We start from the raw sequence: 21,022 nt of genomic DNA on the forward strand, positions 1-21,022 counted from the left end.
AAAAAAAATATTCTAAACTATATCATGAAAGTTTTCGCCATTTCAACATCCGCTTTTAGGTGAGCGGCATTTGCCCTTCCGCTTGGATCTTGATTTTCCTGCCACTTCGGAATCCACTTTCTAACCGTTTGAGCAGCACTGATTTGCGGATAGTGTTTGTTAAATATGGATCTGTAAAAATAAGCTTCTTTGGTCGTTGGGGTATTGTATTGAAATTCGGCTGCAGCTCCGGCTAATTGCTCATCAGTAACCTGAGAAGAACAACAGTCGATCAACTGGTCAATCCAATTGTAACCTACACCGTCAGAAAATTGCTCTTTCTGCCTCCACAAAACGTCTTGTGGTAAATAAGGATCTTCTGGAGTATCGAATGCTTTTCTCAATATATATTTTTCTTTTCCTTCATAGGTTTTAGGCATTTTCTCTTCCGCTTTGATACAAATAGCCATTTCCAGAAAAGCTTTGTCTAAAAACGGCACTCTGGCCTCTAATCCGTGCGCCATGGTCGACTTATCTGCTCTTAACAAATCGGCGGTGAATAATTTCTGTACCCTTTCAATGGTTTCTTTCTGAAACTCTTCGGCAGAGGGCGCATTTCTAAAATAAAGATATCCTCCAAAAATCTCATCGGCACCTTCGCCCGAAAGCACCACTTTGATTCCTAAATCGCTTATTGCTTTCGATAAGAAATACATTGGAGTACTCGCCCGTATTGAAGTCACATCATAGGTTTCCAGATGCCAAATCAGTTTATCCAGAATCTTGATTCCTTGTTCTATTGTAAAATGAACTTCATGATGTTCCGTTCCTAAAAACTCAGCCACTTGTCTTGCCGCCAAAGCATCCGGAGTATTTGCATCCAATCCTATCGAAAAAGAATGCAGCGTTTTCCCTTGCTCCTTCAACAATCTTGAAGCGATAGACGAGATCAATGAGGAGCCTAATCCTCCCGAAAGCAACACCCCAATAGGCACATCACTCATCAAGCGCTTACGCGTAGCCTCCGTTAGAGTTGTTCTGATTAATTCGAGATCTAAATCCTGATCGGCTTTTAGATAATCTTCGTATTGTGGTCTGTAATATTTCACAAAAGCTGTTTTTTGGGTATAATAATACCCCGGCGGAAAAGTAGAAAATGTTTTACATTGATCAGCTATAGCTTTCATTTCCGAAGAAAAATAAATCTTCCCTCGGGCATCTAGTCCATAATACAACGGCTTAACTCCAAGCGGATCTCTCGCTGCGATAAAATCATCTCCGTCAATGACAACAAAGGCAAAAACCCCATCCAGCATATCGCAGAAATCATAACCAAACTCTTCATACAAATGAACAATTACTTCCGAATCCGAATGGGTTCTAAAAGTATGCGCTTTCAAAATACCATCTCTCAATTGCTGATGGTTGTAAATTTCACCATTGTGAACCATATAAGCCGATCTAGTCCCTTGAATAGGTTGCTTCCCCGAATGCAAATCAATAATAGACAGGCGTTCGTGACTTAGAATATGCCCTTTGTCAGTAACATGAAAATCACTTTCATCCGGACCACGATGCGACATCCTTTTTGAAAGCTCTTTTACTAATTCCTCATCTTTTCCTTTTCCTATAACGGCTAATATTCCACACATAACAGTATTTTTTTACAGTTCCCCATCAATTTTATCAAAACAAATTTGCATCAATACTTGAATTTACAAAACACAAACTTCCATTTTAATTACAAAAAACAACCAAAACGCATTATTTACATAAAAAATGTAATACACAAACCTTAAATCCTCACCAGAAGAAGTAAAACTCCAAGCTTAAAACAGCAATCGTCTATACTTAAAGCCTATAACTTCTTTAACAACTGATTCCTAAACAAAAAACGCGCTCAAAATGAGCGCGTTTTTTTAACTAAAATTCAAAATATAAAGATTAAAATCTCAATCTGATTTATGCTTTGGCGTAGGCATCATCATGCACGTTTGTCACTGCTCTTCCTGATGGATCATTCATGTTTTTGAATGCTTCATCCCATTCTAAAGCAATTTTAGTACTACAAGCTACACTTGCTTCCTGTGGCACACATAAAGCCGCCGCATCGCTAGGGAAATGCTCAGCAAAAATAGAACGATAGTAATATTCTTCTTTAGATGTTGGCGTTTGCAATGGGAATTTATATTTCGCATTGGCCAATTGTTCGTCAGAAACTTCTTTAGCCACCACTTCTTTTAGAGTATCAATCCAACTGTACCCAACACCATCAGAAAATTGCTCTTTTTGTCTCCAAGCAACACTTTCCGGCAGCATATCTTCAAAAGCTTTACGAACGACCCATTTCTCCATTTTGCGTTCGCTAGTAATCATTTTATCTTTTGGATTCACCCTCATCGCCACATCCATGAATTCTTTGTCCAAAAACGGAACACGCCCTTCAATACCCCAAGCCGCTAAACTTTTATTGGCACGCAAACAATCATACATGTGCAGTTTACTCAACTTACGTACGGTTTCCTCATGGAATTCCTGTGCATTTGGCGCTTTATGGAAATACAAATAGCCTCCAAATAATTCATCGGCACCTTCACCTGACAATACCATTTTAATTCCCATTGACTTAATCACTCTCGCCATCAACCACATAGGAGTCGAAGCACGAACAGTAGTCACGTCATAGGTTTCTAAGTTGTAGATTACATCTTTCACTGCATCCAGACCTTCTTGGATCGTGAATTTAATTTCATGGTGAATCGTACCAATATGATCTGCAACTTTACGAGCGGCAGCTAAATCCGGCGAACCTTCTAATCCTACTGAAAACGAATGCAGTTGCGGATACCAGGCATCTGTAGTATCATCTGATTCAATGCGTTTTTGGGCGTATTTTTTGGCCACAGCCGAAGTAATAGAAGAATCTAAACCTCCTGAAAGCAATACTCCATAAGGCACATCACTCATCAATTGTCTATGAACAGCCGCTTCCAGCGCCACTTTGATATCTGAAATACTGGTTTCGTTATCTTTTACCGCATCATATTCTGTCCATTCTCTTTTGTACCATTGCACAAACTCTCCGTCTTTACTGCTCATATAATGTCCCGGAGGGAACAATTGAATTTTAGTACAATAGCCTTCAAGCGCTTTCAATTCTGAAGCCACATAAAAAGTTCCATGTTGATCCCAACCAATGTACAATGGAATAATCCCCATGTGGTCACGTGCCACAAAATACTCGTCTTTATCTACATCATAAATTGCAAATCCGAAGATTCCATTCATTTCGTCTATAAAATGAGGTCCTTTTTCTTTATAAAGTGCCAAAATAACCTCGCAATCACTTTCTGTTTGAAAGTTATATTTTCCTTCAAATTGCTTGCGCAACTCTCTGTGGTTGTATATTTCGCCATTAGCAGCCAAAACTAATTTTCCGTCTTCACTCAACAAAGGCTGTTTTCCCGAAGCCGGATCAACAATAGCCAATCGCTCATGAGATAAAATGGCTTTATGATTGCTGAAAATCCCACTCCAATCCGGTCCGCGATGACGAATAATTTTAGACATTTCTAATACTTGCGGTCTTAAAACTTCCGCTTTTTGTTTTAAATCAAAGGCACATACTATTCCGCACATAACTATATATTTTAAATATTTTATTTAATTTGATAAGGCAAAGGTGCGCTATCAGTTATAAAAACAAAACACAAAAACACTATATAGTTACATATATAAACCTAAAATCAATTTTTATGCAAAATATGTAATTTGAATGATTTTAAATGCGATGCTAAAGTTGAAAATTTTAATTTTCAACAAAAAATGCAAAGCAAATAAGCAACAAGAAGACTATACTATTTCCTCAATAGTATATTTTGTAGTGTTGATTTCAAAGGTAAAACCCACTTTATTCCCCATTAAATGGGTTCCCAGCGGAGATTGAGGAGACAAAGCAATAACATTGACTCCATCGATAGTAATCTTTGGCAATGCCAAACTCAGATACAGATAGATCCCATTGGCTTTGACCAAGCTCCCCAATATAATGGTTTCAGCAATTACACTGGAATCCATTTTATCCAAAACTGCTTTTTGGGCAAGCACTTCCCTCAACTTAGTATTGAGTTTCTCCTGTTCAAGATGCATCATTGACAAGGCCGTTTCATGTTTGTCACCGGCAGAACCTTTGGCATCGTTTTTAGAATCCTCCGTCAATGCCGCAATCATGTCCCTAAAAACATCGATTCGGTCTTGAACGAGTTGCTGGTAATACTGATATATTTTTTGTTTGAAAGTCATTTTATTTATTTTAAAAATAGAGAATAATGGAAGCAAAACCGCAAATCTCATCATAAAGAAGTACATTTTCATTGTTCCAAAAGAGCCCAAAGTTAGGCTATTATTCTAAAGCCCCACAACTTTTCCTCAATCCCTTTCGACATTGTTATGAAACTTTGAAAGGATTTTCTAACTTTACAAAACCACAATTAATAATTTTAACCTTATAAATAATTCAATTTAAACTATGAAAAAATCGACACTTATCACTACCCTTAGCTGTGCATTTTTGATGCTTTTATCTGTTAATGCAAATGCGCAAAAGTTCCCGGATCTTGACAAAAGCCCGATGGATGCGGCTTGGTATCCTAATGATTACAAAGATGCCAACAAAATTGCACGAATAATCTATAGCCGACCTCAACTAAAAGGTCGTAGTCTTAGTGAATTAGCTCCTTATGGAAAAGTTTGGAGAACCGGAGCCAATGAAGCTGCCGAAATAAGCTTTTTTACTGATATGTATCTTGGTAAAACCAAAATAAAGGCAGGGACTTATACCTTATACACCATTCCCGGAGAAAAAGAATGGACCGTTATCATCAACAAAGATCGAAACGTTTGGGGAGCCTATACCTATAAATCGGAGAAAGATGTAGCGCGTTTGACCGTTCCGGTAACTACCGCCGACGATTATCTGGAAGCTTTTTCAATGGTTTTTACCAAATCAGACAATGGGGTAATCCTTAATTTAGGTTGGGATAAAATGCGTGTTGCTATTCCTTTTGTCAAATAAAAGTTTTCTGCTTTATACTTTTTTAACCGCAAAGAGCACAAAAATTTACGCTAAGTTCGCTAGGTTTTATTTTTTATAATTCATTGCGCTCTTTGTCAAACCTTTGTGCTCTTTGCGGTTAAACATTTATTTTAAAAATCAAACTTGTAGTTTGCACCCACCACTATTTGAAAACCCTGAACCGGATAATTCAACCATTTTTGATACGCCTGATTTGTAATATTATTTGCTCTCAAGAAACCAGTTAATCTGTCGCTGTATTTATACCCTAAATGAGCATTTACATCAAAGTAACTATCCAATTTTATTGAAGTATAATTTACAACTACTGCCGTATTCGCTTTCATATCCTTGCGCTCGTCCACATAGAACACCGCCGCTCCTGCATACCATTTTTCAGTAATATTAAAATCAATATTCGAGTTCAGTTTCACCGTTGGCAAATTCCATGCTTCAGCCTGAAAGTCATTGGTAAAACTATTAAAAGTTCCGCTTACCCCAAAAGTCACATTATCTGAAAAATCAGCTTTCAGGTCTCCCGAAAAACTCAAGGTTCTCATATCATCGTAAACCACTTGCATTGAATTTCCAAAAGCATAATCTTCGTTTGTAATGTCTTCACTATAATCATTGCTCTTATACAATGCTTTATTTCTTTCATTTCGATAAGAACCACGAATATTATAACTCACATTATTGGCTAATTTTCCCTTCAATCCCGCAAAAACATCATATTGCTTGTCTGTAGGAGCAATATTTAAAGTAGGTGCTAAAAATGAATTTCCGTCAACAAAATCCAGATAAGAGTTTTGTTCCAAACTTCCTTCGGCTCCGGCGTAAAAAATCATCAAATCGCCCACTACCTTGTACGAAGCATTAATATTTGGATACACAAAAAATTTATTGTTGCTGTTTTCATTGTCAATACTATAAAATACCGATGCCCCTAAATTTAATGTCCAATCATCCTGTTGCATCACAAAACTAGGCGAAATACCCAAATTAGTGTAGCCGTATTTTAACAGTTGCGTATTATTCATGTAGTTCTTTTCAAAACTCCCGCCTACATAATCAACGATAATGTTTGTTTTGACAGATTCCTCCATCACATCAAATTGCAAAGAAGGCTTAATAAAAAATCTATTTTCGGCAGAGCCAAAATTATCCGTAAAATGGCTGAATTTAGCCGCAGCTTCATTGAAAAACCCCTCTTTAAAACTAATCTTACTACCTAAAGAAAAAGTATTATAACTATGCTGAGGATCGATTCCATTTAGTAAATCTGCTCTTTCAGAAGGCGCTAATGTATTTCCAAAACCTTCCGGCAATCCGTACCAGTTATAAATCTGGTTTTGATAGCCTAAATCAATATTCCAGGACATATCCTTATAATTAGAACCATAAGTCAAATCGACCGAAGTATCATAAAAACGATCATCAAGCTCCACTCCCTTTATTCCACCTTGCGAAGAAAGATGACGAAACATCCCGCCTACATAATCGTTATTATTCAATTGTTGATTTACAAATAACTCCGCATTAAGAGTTCCGTAATTTCCAAATCCTAAAGTGGCATAATTATCATACAAATGCGCCTGTTTTGCTTTATCCACTCCCTCGGCTTTTCCTTTGGAAGGCGTAAAAGTTGAGGCCACAGGGAAAGAGAAAATCGAATATTTAATCGTTTCTTTCTTGGCGTTTCCGGCATCATCCAGGACAGGCGTTTCCGGTACTTTGAAAACATCTGAAAGTGTTGGGGTATAAGGTTTCACCACATTGACCACTTCTGAACCAATATTCTCTTCCTTCTTTTGGGCAAAAGAGAACTGAAAAACCATTAACAACAGGACAATACTAATTTTATTTTGGAAATTGAATTTCATGTTTTTTTATATTTTTTCCTCTTACCAACCCTCTCCAATGAAGAAGGAGTTGTAACAAGGTTAATTTTTATGTTAATTTAATACCGTTACATTTCTGAATCTAAATTCTATTTTCTTTAATCCTATTTAGATATTGACGAATTGGTCTTAGATTCTTCAGCATTGATGCGATCCAATTCCGTTTGCGCTTCTGAAACAACATCTGGGAAATCAGTAAAATTCTGAATAACATTGTCTAAAATATAAGTCGCCTGAAAGCTGTCTTTCAATCCATAAAAGTTTTTAGCCATCAAAATCAATCCTTTTGCACCAAAATAACGGTAAGCCGAATAGTTTTTGGCCAGTTTTTGAACTGCTACATTTGACGCTTCAAATTTTCCGTCTTTGTTTTTAAAATAAGCATCATAGTACAAGGCTTCTGCCGCAAGTTCGCCTTTGGCAATGGTCAATAACCTAGCATAGCCTGATCTTGCTTTGACTTCGTCACCGGTTTGCACGGCTGAACGGGCAATGATGATTTGAGCATCACTTTTCACATTCTCATCTGTTTTTGGATTATTCAAAACCTTATCGGCATATACCACTGAGTTTGCGTAATCCTTCTTATCATAATAGCATTTCATCAAATTAGACTGAGCGAAGATTTTATTTTGAGGAAAATCGGCTTCATTTTCTAAACGAGTCAATACCGGAATTGCCTTTGCTTTTTCGTTATTGTCTAAGAAAACCTGAGACAATCTTGCCAAAGATTGTTCTGTAAACTCACTTCTGGGCTCTTTAATCACATACTCATAATTAGGTACTGATTTGTCTTTTTGTCCTTCGGAAAAATAGGCTTGCGCCAAATAGAAGTTAGCCTTCAACGAATGAATTCCTCTTGGAAAACTAGAAATATAAGCGCTAAAACCTGAAATCGCCTGCTTGTTGTTGTTTTGCTCAAATTGTTTCAAAGCCGATTCATAGGTATCATTATCCAAATCAACATCCGTAACTGCAACAAAGTCTAATGTTCTTACCCAAGTTGCATACTCATCTACTCTTCCACCGTCAACATAAATCAATCTCGCTGTCGAAACCGCTTCCAGCGCTTCGGGTGTTTTAGGAAAATCGGCCGCTACTTTTTTAAATTTGACCAAAGCCTCCGTATTTTTATCTGAATTATAATACACTAATCCCTGACGTAAAACCGCTTTAGCAGTATAAGATCCGTTTTTGAACTCATTGATTAAACGGTCATAGGTTTTTAAGGCTAAATCCTGCTTGCCAGTTGCAACATAGGTATTGGCTAATTCATACATTGCGTCATCCTTCAAATTTGATTTAGGATACAATTGTAAAAACGAATTCAGATCTTCTATTTTTCGATCATTTTTAGAGACAAACCCATAACAAATTGCTTTTTGATAAAAGGCATAATCAGCATCAAGACCTTTAAATTCAATCACTTTATTATAGGCATCCATCGCCGGCCAATATTTGGATGTCACAAATTGACAATCCCCTAATCGCAAGTAAGAATCATTCAATCGCACTTTATCGTCCTTTACCTTATCAATCTGAGCCTGAAAATGCGTTGCCGCCTGATCGTATTCTTTCAGTTTAAAATAAGCATAAGCCATGTTGTAATTGCTGTTTTTATATTCTGGTGTCGAAGCAGCACGAGGCATGCCCGAGAATTGCTTGTAACTCAACAGTGCGTTTTTATAATCGTCCGCAACATAATCTGTTTCTCCTTTCCAGAAAGTCGCTCTGGCAGTAAACTCAGCGTCAATTTGACCGTCAATTGATTTTTTGAACATTTTTGCAGCCTCTTGGTAATCCCTATCCACATAAAGTTCTAAGCCTCTGTAGAAAGTTACTTTTTGATAGGCTAATTTATTCTCCCCACTTTTATTTTTTTCCAATAAAGCCAAGGCTTCCTTGTAATTCTTTGAGGAAATATAAGAATCGATCAGTAATTTTTCTATAACGGAACGGCTGGAGTTGTTTGGGTATTTTTTTATGAACCCAAGTAAAACCGCTGGAACACTTTGATACGAATTCCCCAATTCATAACTCAGTTTAGCATAATTCAAGCTGGCATCCTCTTGTATTGCGGAATCAAATGCCATTTCGGATGCATTTTTGAAGGCATTCAAGGCTTCTTGCTTTTTATCCAAATTTAAATAGCTTTCTCCTAAATGGTAATAGGCATTTTGGGCAACGAAATCTTTGCCTCTGACGATTTTATTGAATTGAGAAATGGCGTTTTCAAAATCATTTTGCTTGTAATAAGCATAACCTAACTGGTAAAAATCAGTATTATTCCATTTTCCTTTTTTCCCTTTGTAGGCTGCCAAATACGGAATTGCCTGATCGTACTTTTTTAAATTGAAATAACTTTCCCCGATAATTTTATTCAGCTCTGATTTTTCTGAGGCGTTGGATTTTGCCATGGCTTTCTCGCCCAATTCGATTGCTTTTTGGAAATTACCCAACTTAAAATTCATATCGGCTTGATAATACGAAAGCTTCTCTTTGTACTTTTCTTCGCCGGAAACTTCATCAAAATACTTGGTCGCTTCTTTATAATCATCGCCTTCATAAGCCATGAAACCCAAATAATATTTGGCTTGAGATCCGTATTCTTTTGAATTCACTACTTTATTTAAGTAGGTCGTGGCTTCTTTTTTATTCTTAGAACTAAAAAAAGCATATCCTTTTTGGAAATTAAATTTATCACGATCAGCATAACTGAGTTGGTTTTCATCTACTTTTTGAAACCATTGCAAGGCTTGCGGATAGTTTCCTTGGTCAAAATAATAATGCGCCACTTCAATAAAAGCCTGATTGCTCTTGGCACTTGTAGGATAATCCGAAACAAAACGTTCCATCAGATCATCGGCATTGGGATGATTGAGTCGAATGGCACAAGTTGCATTATAATAAGCGCAATCGGATTTTAATTCCTCATTTTTAGTTTCAGATTTTACTTTGTCAAAAATAATTTGAGCCGAAGCGTATTGATTGTCTTTAAAAAGAGACACAGCCTCGTTAAAATCCTTTAATTCATGGGTGTATATTGATGATTTTTGTGCCGAAACGCTTAAAGTCTGAACAAAAATCAGTAAAAAGAAGAGCCAGGAAAGTTTACGCATTTTTATTTTATTTTTATAATTTTCAAATGTATCATATTCTACGGTCTATAACGGCTTGTAAATCGCTTTTATTATGAACATTTTTGTCAACATTGGCACTTTAACATTTAAAGAAAACTACTATTTAAACCCAAAAACCACAAATCAAACCCTAATACTGCAGGAACTGCTTCAATTTAAAATGATCCTCGACAGGAATACTCTTTATTGCAAAAATTTATTTTGAATACAAGCGTTATCTTATTACTTTTACCCAATAAACAAATAGTAACTATGTCTCAAGCTGTACTGTCTTTAAAAAACGCAACCATTTATCAAGAGGATAAAGTAATTTTATCTAATATTAATTTGGAAGTAAACCATGGTGAATTCTTATACATCATTGGAAAAACAGGATCAGGAAAAAGCAGCTTAATGAAAACGCTTTATGCCGACTTGCCGTTAACCGAAGGAGAAGGTCATATTGTTGATTTTGATTTGGTCACTTTAAAAGAAGATGACATTCCGTTTTTGAGAAGAAAAATTGGAATTGTTTTCCAAGATTTCAAATTATTGCCGGATCGCACCATAAAGGACAACATGCTTTTTGTACTAAAAGCAACCGGTTGGGCAGATAAGGATGAAATGGATCGTAAGATTGATGAAGTGCTGGATAAGGTAAGCATGAAAGAATATGCCAACAAGATGCCACATCAAATATCAGGAGGCGAACAACAACGTGTTGCCATTGCCAGAGCTTTGCTTAACGACCCGGAACTTATCCTTGCCGATGAACCTACCGGAAATCTTGATCCACAAACCAGCGCCGAAGTACTGGAACTTTTAAGACAAATAAACGCAAACGGAAAAACAATCATTATGGCAACACATGACTATGCTTTATTGATGAAATTCCCATCGAAAACCTTGAAATGTGAGGATACTAAAATTTTCGAAGTGGTTCAAAGAGCCGTTTAATATATTTTTATCTTTACTCTAAATATCCTGTTTTTAGTTTAAGTATTTCTTACTAACTAAAAGCAGGATATTTTGCTTTCGCACTGTTTTATTTATTTCCCAAAGCAGGCAAATACCACTTGAATTTGACCGCCATCAAGCGTACCGCAATAATAACCAAAGAAGTGGTTAGGTATAAAATATCATCGTTCAGATGGAACTTTTTTAAAATAAAAAAATTAGCAAATCCAAAAACAGCTAATTAAGAGTAGTTTACAAGATTCATAAACACTATCGGTAACGATTTAGTAATGGTGCTCATTGCATTCATTTTCAACCAAATTCCTTGTAAATCAATAGCAAATTTACAAAAAAACAGAGAAACATTTAGAATATCTAGCTTATTTTTCATCTGTTTTTAGGATTAGTGCCTTCTCTTTAATCATTAAGAAATTTTATGTGATTTGTTTTTTACTCAATAGTTCAAAATTAGGCATAATAAAAGTTTCCCAATCAGTATTGAATGTATTGCATAGTCATCTAAAATTCAAAACGACAAAAAACATTTAGACTAAATGACAAATTATTTAATTATACCAGGACTTGGAAATTCAGGACCAGAACATTGGCAGACATATTTTGAAAAATCAGGAGATAATTTTTTTAGAATTCACCAACAAGAGTGGGACGCACCAACTTGTGAAGAATGGATAACTGTCATTGACAAGAAAGTTTTAGAGTTTGATCCTTCAACTGTTGTACTTGTCGGACACAGTTTAGGTTGTTCAACTATTGCTCATTGGGCGACAAAATACAAAAGACAAATTAAAGGAGCATTGCTTGTTGCACCAAGCGACCTTGAAGCACCACAATACACTTTTCCAGCGACAGGTTTTGCACCAATTCCACTTGACAAAATAAATTTTAAGACAATCGTTGTAGCAAGTGCGGACGACATTTGGGTTTCGTTGGACAGAGCCAAATTTTTTGCAGACAGTTGGGGAAGTGAATTTATAAATATTGGTAACGCAGGACACATCAATGCAGTTTCAGGACACACAAATTGGGACGAAGGAATGGAGATTTTAAAAACACTCGGTTGACAAAATGCACTGCTACCAATATTCGGTTTGGCAATATGGAGGGGCGACGAATATATTCTCAGTTTTTTGTTCGCTATCAGCAACTGTTCGGGCTTGACTTTTACTATTGAGCTTTAGTTGTTATCTTCATCATTAGTAATTCTATTCGGTTGCGGTTTCGAGTAGGATGTTTTTCAAGAAACATTTTTTATTTTTTTTCTTCTAAAAAAATCGGGTAACATAAGACCATATCAGTGTAAAATAATAAAGTAGTCGTTTCATTTTGCACTCAAACAGCCATATAAATCTGTTTTTTATTTTATAAAAATATAAAATATCTTTTACTCTAAATTTGGTTACCCTCCTTGCCCTAATTTTTTTTGCGCTATTTTTCTGTTTTTTTCATCCGTTTACGGTTTTCCTCATTTTTCTTTCCATTGCTTTGTTATATATTTACATCCTATTGTTAAAATTGTATAATTAAATGCCTAAATACTAGAAACAAAAACAAAAAGCAGCTTGAATTAAAGCATAATTTAATAATGGGAGTATTGTTTTGAAAAATATATTTCAAAAAATTTTAATCAAAAACTAATCGATTACAACAGCTAGACTAATTATGAAAATAGAAACTGTACACATAAAAAACTTCCGCTCATTCAAGGATGATACTATACATTTTGATGATTACACTTGTTTAGTTGGAGCAAATGGTGCAGGAAAATCAACAGTATTTACGGCTTTGCAAGTTTTCTTTAGACACTACAAAGACAGTAAAACCGATTTGAGTAAGCTTACTGAAAAAGACTTTCATCATTGCAATACTGCCGAACCTATTGAGATTACAGTAACATTTACAGATTTAAGCGAACAAGCCCAAGAAGATTTAAGTAATTATGCTCGACAAGGAAAGTTAATTGTAACCGCCAAAGCTGAATTTGATGCTGCAACTCAAAGAGCTGAAATAAAACAATTTGGTAACAGATTGGGTATTGATGATTTTAGAATATTTTTTGAAAAAGAAAAAAGTGCAGCCAAAGCACCAGAATTAAATGAGTGTTATGCTCAATTACAAGTTAATTTTCCGGAATTACCTAACGCCGGATCTAAAGAAGCTAAAATGACAGCTTTAAAAGAATACGAAGCTGCAAGACCAGCCGAATGTATTTTAATACCTAGTGAAGACCAATTCTATGGAGCGTCTAAAGGTGCAAATCGATTGGCTCCTCATATTCAATGGGTGTTTGTTTCAGCTTCAAAAGATGTTACCGAAGAAGGAGAAGAAAATAAAACTTCCGCTTTAGGAACACTATTATCAAGAACCGTAAGAGCCAAAGTTAATTTTACAGAAAGAATATCAGAAATAAGAAAAGAAGTTGGCGAACAATATTCTAAATTACTTGATGACGAACAAAATGTTTTAGATGATATTTCAGCTTCATTAAAAAGTAAGTTAAGTCAATGGGCTAATCCAAGTATAAGTGCTTCCGTTCAATGGAAAAAAGATGCGGACAAAGCCATTAAAATTGAAGAACCATCAGCAGCAATAGCATTAGGCGAAAGAGGATTTGAAGGCGAGTTATCTCGCTTTGGTCACGGATTACAAAGGTCGTTTATGTTGGCTTTATTGCAAGAATTAAGTACAACCGATGATGAAAACGCACCAACTTTAATATTAAGTATAGAAGAACCAGAGCTATACCAACATCCACCACAAGCAAGGCATTTAGCGGAAACATTAATGGATTTGGCAGGACTAAATACGCAAGTAATGTTATGCTCACATTCGCCACTATTCATTCCTAAAAACAGTTTCGAGAAAATAAGAATAATTCGTGAACACGGAAATCCAATTGAAACATTAAGTTCCAGTGTAAGTTATCAAGAATTATCAGATTATTTAACCAGTATTGGTTCAAAACCAATCAATAATAAAGGAATTGTAGCAAAACTATTTCCATATTTAAGTCCGTCTATAAATGAAATGTTTTTTTGTAGAGTTCCAGTTTTTGTAGAGGGTATTGAAGATATTGCTTACATCAAGACCTATTTAGAATTAATGGGATTATCAGGGCAATTCAGAGCTACAGGTATGCACTTAATCAATGCCGATAAAAAAAGTAACATAATAGAACCAGCAGCTGTAGTCAAACTATTAAAAATTAATGGATTTGTAATTTACGATACCGATACGGATTGCAAAGAAATTCATCAGAATGATCATAAAAGAGACAACAAGAAATTATTAACTATTCAAGGGCACGATGCCGAAGATGAATTTCAAGCGGCTAATATTGTAAAACCAAATCTTTGGGCTTGGAAAACTAATTTAGGTAAAGAAGTAAAAAGTGAAATTCCCAATTGGAACGCATTTTACACTATTTCTTGTGCTGAATTTGGCAATGCAGCAGATTTACATAAAAACCCATTAGTTGTAGCAAGAACATTAGAGTTAGCTTGGGAAAAAGAAGAAACATCGCCAAACCTTATAAAATTAATTGAAACCATTATCGAATTCGGTACAGTAAAATAAACAATGAACAAACAAGACCTAATATCTAAAATAAAACAACTCGACGGTATCTCTCAAGACGAACGCGCCTATTTAATTAATTTGGTAAACACCAAGAAAAAATATGGCCTAGTTTGGGAAGACAAACCGGAAGATTTTGAAGAACAATTACGAGATAATTTACCAGTTTTAAAGGAAGTAAAAGAAAAAGCAATTATAAATGGCGAGGACAACCCTAATCATATATTAATTGAAGGCGACAACTTACACGCGCTTACTGCTCTAACTTTTACCCACGAAGGCAAAATTGATGTTATTTATATTGACCCTCCATACAACACTGGAGCTAAAGAAGATTTTATCTACAATGACCATTATGTTGACAAAGAAGATGCATTTAGACATAGCAAATGGTTATCATTTATGCATAGAAGGCTTAGAATTGCAAAATCACTTTTAAAAGAAGATGGTGTGATTTTTTGTTCAATTGGTGATGACGAGATTAGTCAATTAACATTGTTATTTAATGAAATATTTACTGAAAAAAATAAATTAGGTGTTATTACTAGATTAGCTAAACCAGCAGATGATCAAGGTAATTATTTTTCATCAAGTAAAGATTATGTAATAGCTTATACAAAAAGCATTAATTTACTTGCTAATTTTAAAGATAGTGTTAACGAAACTCTTTTTAAGAAAGTTGAAACCGTTGGTCCAAAAACTGGAGAAAAATATCGTGATGATGTGGCATTTTATCAAGCAGCATTGGGCGTTCGTCCAAATTTACGATATTATGTTAAATGCCCTGATGGTTCATTGGTTATACCTCCAGGCAATACTTTTCCTGTTGAAAAAAGCGATGGTTCACAATCAATTCCACAATCAGATGAAGATAAATGTTGGAGATGGTCATTAGAAAAATATCTCATTGATAAACATTTGTTAGTTTATAAAAAATCAAACAAAACACCATTAGTTGATGAATTTGGTAATCAAGCAAAATGGAATATTTACACAAAAAGTTACCTAAATGATCGTTCAGAAAAAGGAGCCTCTCCAAGAGATTTTATAGACCAATTTATAAACCGTAAAGGAGCGGATTTAATAAAACAATATGATATAAAGTTTAGTTACTCAAAACCTTTCGAATTAATTCAACATTTAGTAAAAATCACTAATAAGAGTAATGACATTACTGTTTTAGATTTCTTTGCTGGTTCAGGAACTGCATTACATTCTGTAATGAGTTTAAATGAATTAGATAAGGGAACTAGAACTTGTATCATATCAACTAACAATGAAAATAATATTTGTGAAGAAGTAACTTATCCACGATGTGAAAGAACAATAAATCCATACACAAATAAAAAAGGAAAGGAAATGCCAAGTTTTCCAAATAACAATCTACGTTATTACAAAAGTGAATTTGTAAGTCGTGAAACTTCACTAAATAATAAAAGGGAACTTACATTATTAGCTACCGAACTTCTGTGCATTAAAGAAAACTGTTATGCTGAAAAGAAAATTGATATTAAAAAAGTTAAATATTTTGAAAATAATAAGGTGACATTACTTATTCTGTTTGATGATATTGCAATTACTGAAACTATTGAATTTATAAAAAACTATACAAGTAAGAATAAAATCAAAATTTATATTTTCTCGATTGGAAGTGATCCTTATACAGAAGATTTTACAGAGGTTCTTAATAAAGTTGAGCTTTGTGCATTGCCTGATGCTATATACAAAGCGTATCAAAATGTTTTGCCTAAAAGAAAAAGACCAGAAACAATAATTGATTTGGAAACAGTAAATCCAATCAATGAAAACGGTGAACAGTTATCAATTTTATAAGAAGTACCATAATGAAGTTATTACAATTAGAATATAGAGACGAAGCAATAAAACAATTAAAGAAATACTTTTTTGAGTTATTGAATAAAGATTATCACCGTCATATCATAGCATTTCAAGCTCCAACTGGTTCTGGAAAAACAGTAACGATGGCTTGTTTATTGAAAGAAATAGTAAACGAACTGCCTACCCATTTTGAATTACCAAACAGGAACGTAACTTATATTTGGATAGCACCAAATGCACTGCATTTGCAGAGTTATGCCAGTTTATCTCACTTTTACAGTGAAACTCGTGATATTAAGACAATAAGTATTGATGATATTACTGATGATTGTTTAAAGCCAAATGAAATGTTATTTCTCAATTGGCAAACCATCAACAGAGACGATACTATTTTTATGAGAGAAGGCGAAGATGGTAAAAGCTTTTACAACATCATTAACCAAACCATTCTAAATGATACCGAAATAGTGGTTATTATTGATGAAGAACATTTGATGGCTGGAGGTAAAACTGCTGAAAAAGCCGAAAAAGTATTACGAAATATAAAACCAAAAATTGAATTAAGAATATCAGCTACACTAACCAATAATAGTATGCGTTCGCCATACAGGGTAATGATTTCAAGAGACGAAGTGGTAAAAGCTCAAATGATTAAAAAAGGGGTGCATTTAAACCCGTTGGTTAGAGCCGAAGAACAAGCAGGTCGTGATGCGGATGTAGTATTATTAACCAAATCATTAGAAAAACGCGTTGAATTAGATAAAATATACCAATCAATTGGTACCAATATAAGACCATTATTATTGATACAACTACCTTCGGATACTGCAAAAGTTTCTACAGAAGATATTCGTATTCGTGATACTGTGGTAGATTATCTTTCTACAGTAGGAATTACAGAACAAAACGGAAAATTAGCAGTTTGGTTAAGTGGCGAAAAAACAAACCTTGAAGATATTTCAAAACCTGACAATATGGTGGAAGTTTTGTTATTCAAACAAGCCATTGCGTTAGGTTGGGATTGCCCTAGAGCTTCTGTTTTATTAATCTATCGTGAAATGAAAAGTGAAACATTCACTATTCAAACAATGGGTAGAATTTTACGTATGCCAGAGCAAAAACATTACAATGAAGAAGCCTTAAATTACGGCTATATTTATACCAATTTAAATAAAAATCTAATTACAATACTTCCAGAAGAAGCAGATTATATAACAGAAAATAAGGCAACAAGAAACGATGAAATCTATTCGGCTGTTGAATTAAAATCATATTACATTCAGAAAGAAATATCAAGAAATCGTATTGGTTTACACTTTAGGGAAGCACTATTTAAAGCTGCTGAACAACTCTTTAATGTAAGTAGTGTTGCTACAGACGAAACCTCAAAGTATTTCAAGAATAAAGATGCGATGGTTCAATCCGGCATAACAATGGATGTTGATAATATCGAAATTGGCATTCCTACTGATGTGAATTTAGATGTTACTAGCGTTGGTGCTACTAGAGCTGACCACGTAGAAAAATTTGCTAAAACACCTTATCAATTGGAGCAATTATTCAACAGGGTTTGTTTGGCTAGTTGTGGCGATTATCAAAAAGATGCAAGTTGGGAGCGTATTAAATATCATACACAATTATTTTTTGAAGAATATTTGGGCTTGTATGGTGTTGTAGTGTATAAAATAGTATTGTATAATGAGGATAGATTTGCTGATTTATTCAATTTAGCACGTGAAATATATGCTAAACTAATGGAAGCAAAAGCTTCAAAAAATACAGCTTCTTTAAAGGAATATGAAAAACCTTGGGATGTTCCAGAATTCAAAATTTTTAATGATAAATATGTTGAATACGAGGCAAATGCACACGCATTAGACCCATTATTTGCTAGAAATAGAGGAAATAGTTTATTGTTTGATAGTGCCAATGAACATCAGTTTATCAATGTTTTAATAGAAAATGAACAACATATTCAATGGTGGTATAAAAACGGTAGCAGCAACAAAGAAGATTTTGCAATACCTTATAAAAAGAAAAACGGTACCCAATCACTTTTTTATGTTGATATAGTGATAAAATTCAAAAATGGGTTACTAGGTTTATTCGATCCAAAAACAATTGAAAGCGATCCTGAAAATGTTGCCAAACATAATGCTTTGATAGAATATATTGAAGAATTAAACAAGCAAGGGAAAAAAGCGGTTGGAAGTATTATTATCAATAATAAAGGTAGTTGGAGATATTGTAATATGAGAATTGAAAATGATAAGGATTTAACCAGTTGGGAATTTTTTAATGCTGCTGCACTAAATAAATAACATAGCTATGATAAACAAAGGACTAGATACGACATTCATTCATTTTGGTATTCGTAAAGACGATATGGAAATTATCAAAAATCTCTGTGAAGAACAAGGATTAGGCTTTGAATGGCTGGAAGAAAACATATTAAAAGAGTTCCACAATCTTAAAATCAATAACGAAGATATTGATAGCAAAAAGATTGAAAAAATTATCGAAAAGGCTTTAAACAAAATATAAGTACTATGCTCATTACCAAAATAATTGCCAAAAACTTTAAAACCTATCGGGAACTCGATTTGGATTTAACCGTAAACGAAGAGCAACCGATTATTCTAATTGGTGGAGAAAATGGAGGTGGTAAAACTACCTTGTTTCAAGCCATTTATAGTGCGTTGTATGGTCTAAAAGTAAAAGACGAACAACACTTCAATAAACTGCAAAACGCGGGCGAAAGGGCAAAAAACGCAGGTAATAGCAGCAACAAAATTGAATTAGAAATTCACTTCACGGGTAAAGTATTGCACAGCGATTACAAATACATAATAAAGCGATTATATACACTCAATGCACAAAACAATCCTGTAGAAGCAGTAATGCTAAATCTTAACGGTGATGTTTTTAATTATGGAACGGCTACACCACACGCTGAAAGAGTAAAGAAAGAAGCCGAAGTAAATAAAATAATCAAAGCCAATCTGCCCCAAGAATTAAGTAAATATTTCCTTTTTGATGCAATGGAAGCAGGTAATTTGTTAAAGGACGAATACCTTAATCGTGTCATCAAAGAGAATATTGAAAACGTGATGGGTTTTAATAAGTACATTCAATTAGGCAATGCAACCAATACACTAACGCAAGAATACATTGCACAAAGTATTGAAATTGAAGAAGAAAGAACACAATACAAAAACCTTTTAGAAGAGCATAAAAAATACCAAGACTTAATTGATGCTACTAAAGTGCAATACGATAGAAGTTTAAGTTATGCTATGGCTCAAAAGGATTTCTACGAAAGTGCTAAAGAAGGTAAAAGTCTTCAGGCAAACATCAAAGAGCAAATTCAAATTGTAGAAAGAAAGATTGATGATATTCTAAACAAGGAAATTCTATTCATAGACCAATCAGAAAAATTCCTTAATGATATTGAAATTCAAGTTTTCATTCCGAAACTCATTACAATTGTTCAAAACGAAATTGAATTAATACTTTCGGAGAAAAGCCAACAAAACAATAGCGATTTTATAGAGCCGGAACACATCAATAAAGTTTCGGATAAAGTGTTAGAATTCCTTGCAGCATACAATTTAATTAAAGGAGAACTAACAGCCGAACAGAAAATAAAACTAGCGGATTATATCATAAAAAAATCAGGTCAAAACAAAAATGATACAGAATATGATTTTATTGATAAAAACGATATAACTCATTTTGAACAATTGTTAGGTTGGTCAAGCATCAATCAATACAACATATTAGAGCAGCAAAAAAGCAGTTTAGAAAAGGAAATAGCTTCGCTACCTAATTTAAAAATTCAGTTATTGGATTTAAGAAAAAATGATATGGGTGGTGGTGAAGAAATTATCCAAAGTTATGATGCCAACGAATTAAAGATAAAAGAATACAAAGACGCTATCAAAAATTACCAATCTGAAATTGAGCGTTTAGATACTAAAATTAAAAGATTTGATTTGTCAGATGAAGAGGTGCCAAATCCTAAACTAGAAATCCTGAAAAAGTTAGGCCCATTATTTTCAAATATTTCCAATGCCTTGTTAAAAAACAAAAAGGCACGTATTGAAGAGGCAATGAAAAACGATTTAAATACAACTTTAGTGGTATATGAAAATCAGATTGATCGTGTGGTTTTGTCAGAAGATTTAAGTAATCTTTCATTCAAAATTTACCACAAAGCCGGTAATGAAATATACCTTGATGAATTAAATGCAGCTTCAAAACAAATAATAATCCAGGTACTTTTAAAATCTTTGCATTATTTTGGAGATTATAATCCTCCAGTAATGATTGATACCGTTTTTGGATATTTAGACGAAAGTAGTCGAGCTTCATTACTCGAAAATTACTTCCCTAAATTATCACATCAAACCATTTTATTAAGTACGGATAGTGAAATTAGAAAGTCTGTTGATTTGAGTAAAATCGAAAATTTCATTTCAAAAAAATTCACTCTCGTTAGAGACAAGGAAAATCAATTAACAGAAGTAGTTGAAGGCTATTTTCCTAATTAATTTTAA

Annotated in this window: 13 protein-coding genes; 8 read left to right on the forward strand and 5 right to left on the reverse strand. The window is 34.2% G+C overall.

What is annotated here, in order from left to right; translation table 11 throughout:
• Positions 1 to 17: 17 nt before the first annotated feature.
• From asnB (BUB25_RS01285) to BUB25_RS01295, 3 genes are all read right to left on the reverse strand, one after another.
• Positions 18 to 1,631: an asparagine synthase B gene (asnB, locus tag BUB25_RS01285; RefSeq protein WP_072938586.1), complete on the reverse strand. Its 1,614-nt coding sequence runs from the start codon at positions 1,629 to 1,631 to the stop codon at positions 18 to 20.
• A gap of 310 nt (positions 1,632 to 1,941) precedes the next feature.
• Positions 1,942 to 3,618 carry an asparagine synthase B gene (asnB, locus tag BUB25_RS01290; RefSeq protein WP_072938589.1) on the reverse strand — a complete coding sequence of 559 codons (1,677 nt, stop codon included), beginning with the start codon at positions 3,616 to 3,618 and terminating at the stop codon, positions 1,942 to 1,944.
• Positions 3,619 to 3,831: 213 nt separating this feature from the next.
• Entirely contained in the window at positions 3,832 to 4,281 is a 450-nt protein-coding gene (locus BUB25_RS01295) for a hypothetical protein (protein WP_072939700.1), read from the reverse strand.
• A 226-nt stretch (positions 4,282 to 4,507) separates the two neighbouring features.
• On the opposite strand from BUB25_RS01295, the gene BUB25_RS01300 reads away from it, so the two are divergent.
• Positions 4,508 to 5,053: a DUF2911 domain-containing protein gene (locus BUB25_RS01300; protein WP_072938592.1), complete on the forward strand. Its 546-nt coding sequence runs from the start codon at positions 4,508 to 4,510 to the stop codon at positions 5,051 to 5,053.
• A 131-nt stretch (positions 5,054 to 5,184) separates the two neighbouring features.
• On the opposite strand, the gene BUB25_RS01305 is transcribed toward BUB25_RS01300, so the two are convergent.
• On the reverse strand, positions 5,185 to 6,936 hold the full coding sequence (locus tag BUB25_RS01305) for a porin family protein (protein ID WP_072938595.1): 1,752 nt from the start codon (positions 6,934 to 6,936) through the stop codon (positions 5,185 to 5,187).
• Between the two features lie 122 nt (positions 6,937 to 7,058).
• The gene (locus tag BUB25_RS01310; protein ID WP_072938598.1) at positions 7,059 to 10,073 is read right to left on the reverse strand and encodes a tetratricopeptide repeat protein; all 3,015 of its coding nucleotides are present in this window, start codon (positions 10,071 to 10,073) and stop codon (positions 7,059 to 7,061) included.
• Positions 10,074 to 10,346: 273 nt separating this feature from the next.
• Between BUB25_RS01310 and BUB25_RS01315 the strand changes: the two genes are divergently transcribed.
• From BUB25_RS01315 to BUB25_RS01345, 7 genes are all read left to right on the forward strand, one after another.
• Entirely contained in the window at positions 10,347 to 11,030 is a 684-nt protein-coding gene (locus tag BUB25_RS01315; protein ID WP_072938601.1) for a cell division ATP-binding protein FtsE, read from the forward strand.
• A gap of 554 nt (positions 11,031 to 11,584) precedes the next feature.
• Entirely contained in the window at positions 11,585 to 12,112 is a 528-nt protein-coding gene (locus BUB25_RS01320; RefSeq protein ID WP_072938603.1) for an RBBP9/YdeN family alpha/beta hydrolase, read from the forward strand.
• Between the two features lie 598 nt (positions 12,113 to 12,710).
• The gene (locus BUB25_RS01325) at positions 12,711 to 14,624 is read left to right on the forward strand and encodes an AAA family ATPase (RefSeq protein WP_072938606.1); all 1,914 of its coding nucleotides are present in this window, start codon (positions 12,711 to 12,713) and stop codon (positions 14,622 to 14,624) included.
• Positions 14,625 to 14,627: 3 nt separating this feature from the next.
• Positions 14,628 to 16,457 carry a site-specific DNA-methyltransferase gene (locus tag BUB25_RS01330; RefSeq protein WP_072938609.1) on the forward strand — a complete coding sequence of 610 codons (1,830 nt, stop codon included), beginning with the start codon at positions 14,628 to 14,630 and terminating at the stop codon, positions 16,455 to 16,457.
• 11 nt (positions 16,458 to 16,468) lie between these two features.
• Positions 16,469 to 18,784, forward strand: coding sequence for a DEAD/DEAH box helicase (locus tag BUB25_RS01335; protein ID WP_072938614.1), 2,316 nt, complete (start codon positions 16,469 to 16,471; stop codon positions 18,782 to 18,784).
• Between the two features lie 7 nt (positions 18,785 to 18,791).
• Positions 18,792 to 19,007 (forward strand): DNA modification system-associated small protein, encoded by a 216-nt coding sequence (locus tag BUB25_RS01340; RefSeq protein WP_084089375.1) that lies wholly within the window; start codon positions 18,792 to 18,794, stop codon positions 19,005 to 19,007.
• A gap of 5 nt (positions 19,008 to 19,012) precedes the next feature.
• Positions 19,013 to 21,016, forward strand: coding sequence for an AAA family ATPase (locus BUB25_RS01345; protein ID WP_072938618.1), 2,004 nt, complete (start codon positions 19,013 to 19,015; stop codon positions 21,014 to 21,016).
• Positions 21,017 to 21,022: the final 6 nt, after the last annotated feature.

This window comes from Flavobacterium granuli (assembly GCF_900129705.1).
Lineage (GTDB): Bacteria > Bacteroidota > Bacteroidia > Flavobacteriales > Flavobacteriaceae > Flavobacterium > Flavobacterium granuli.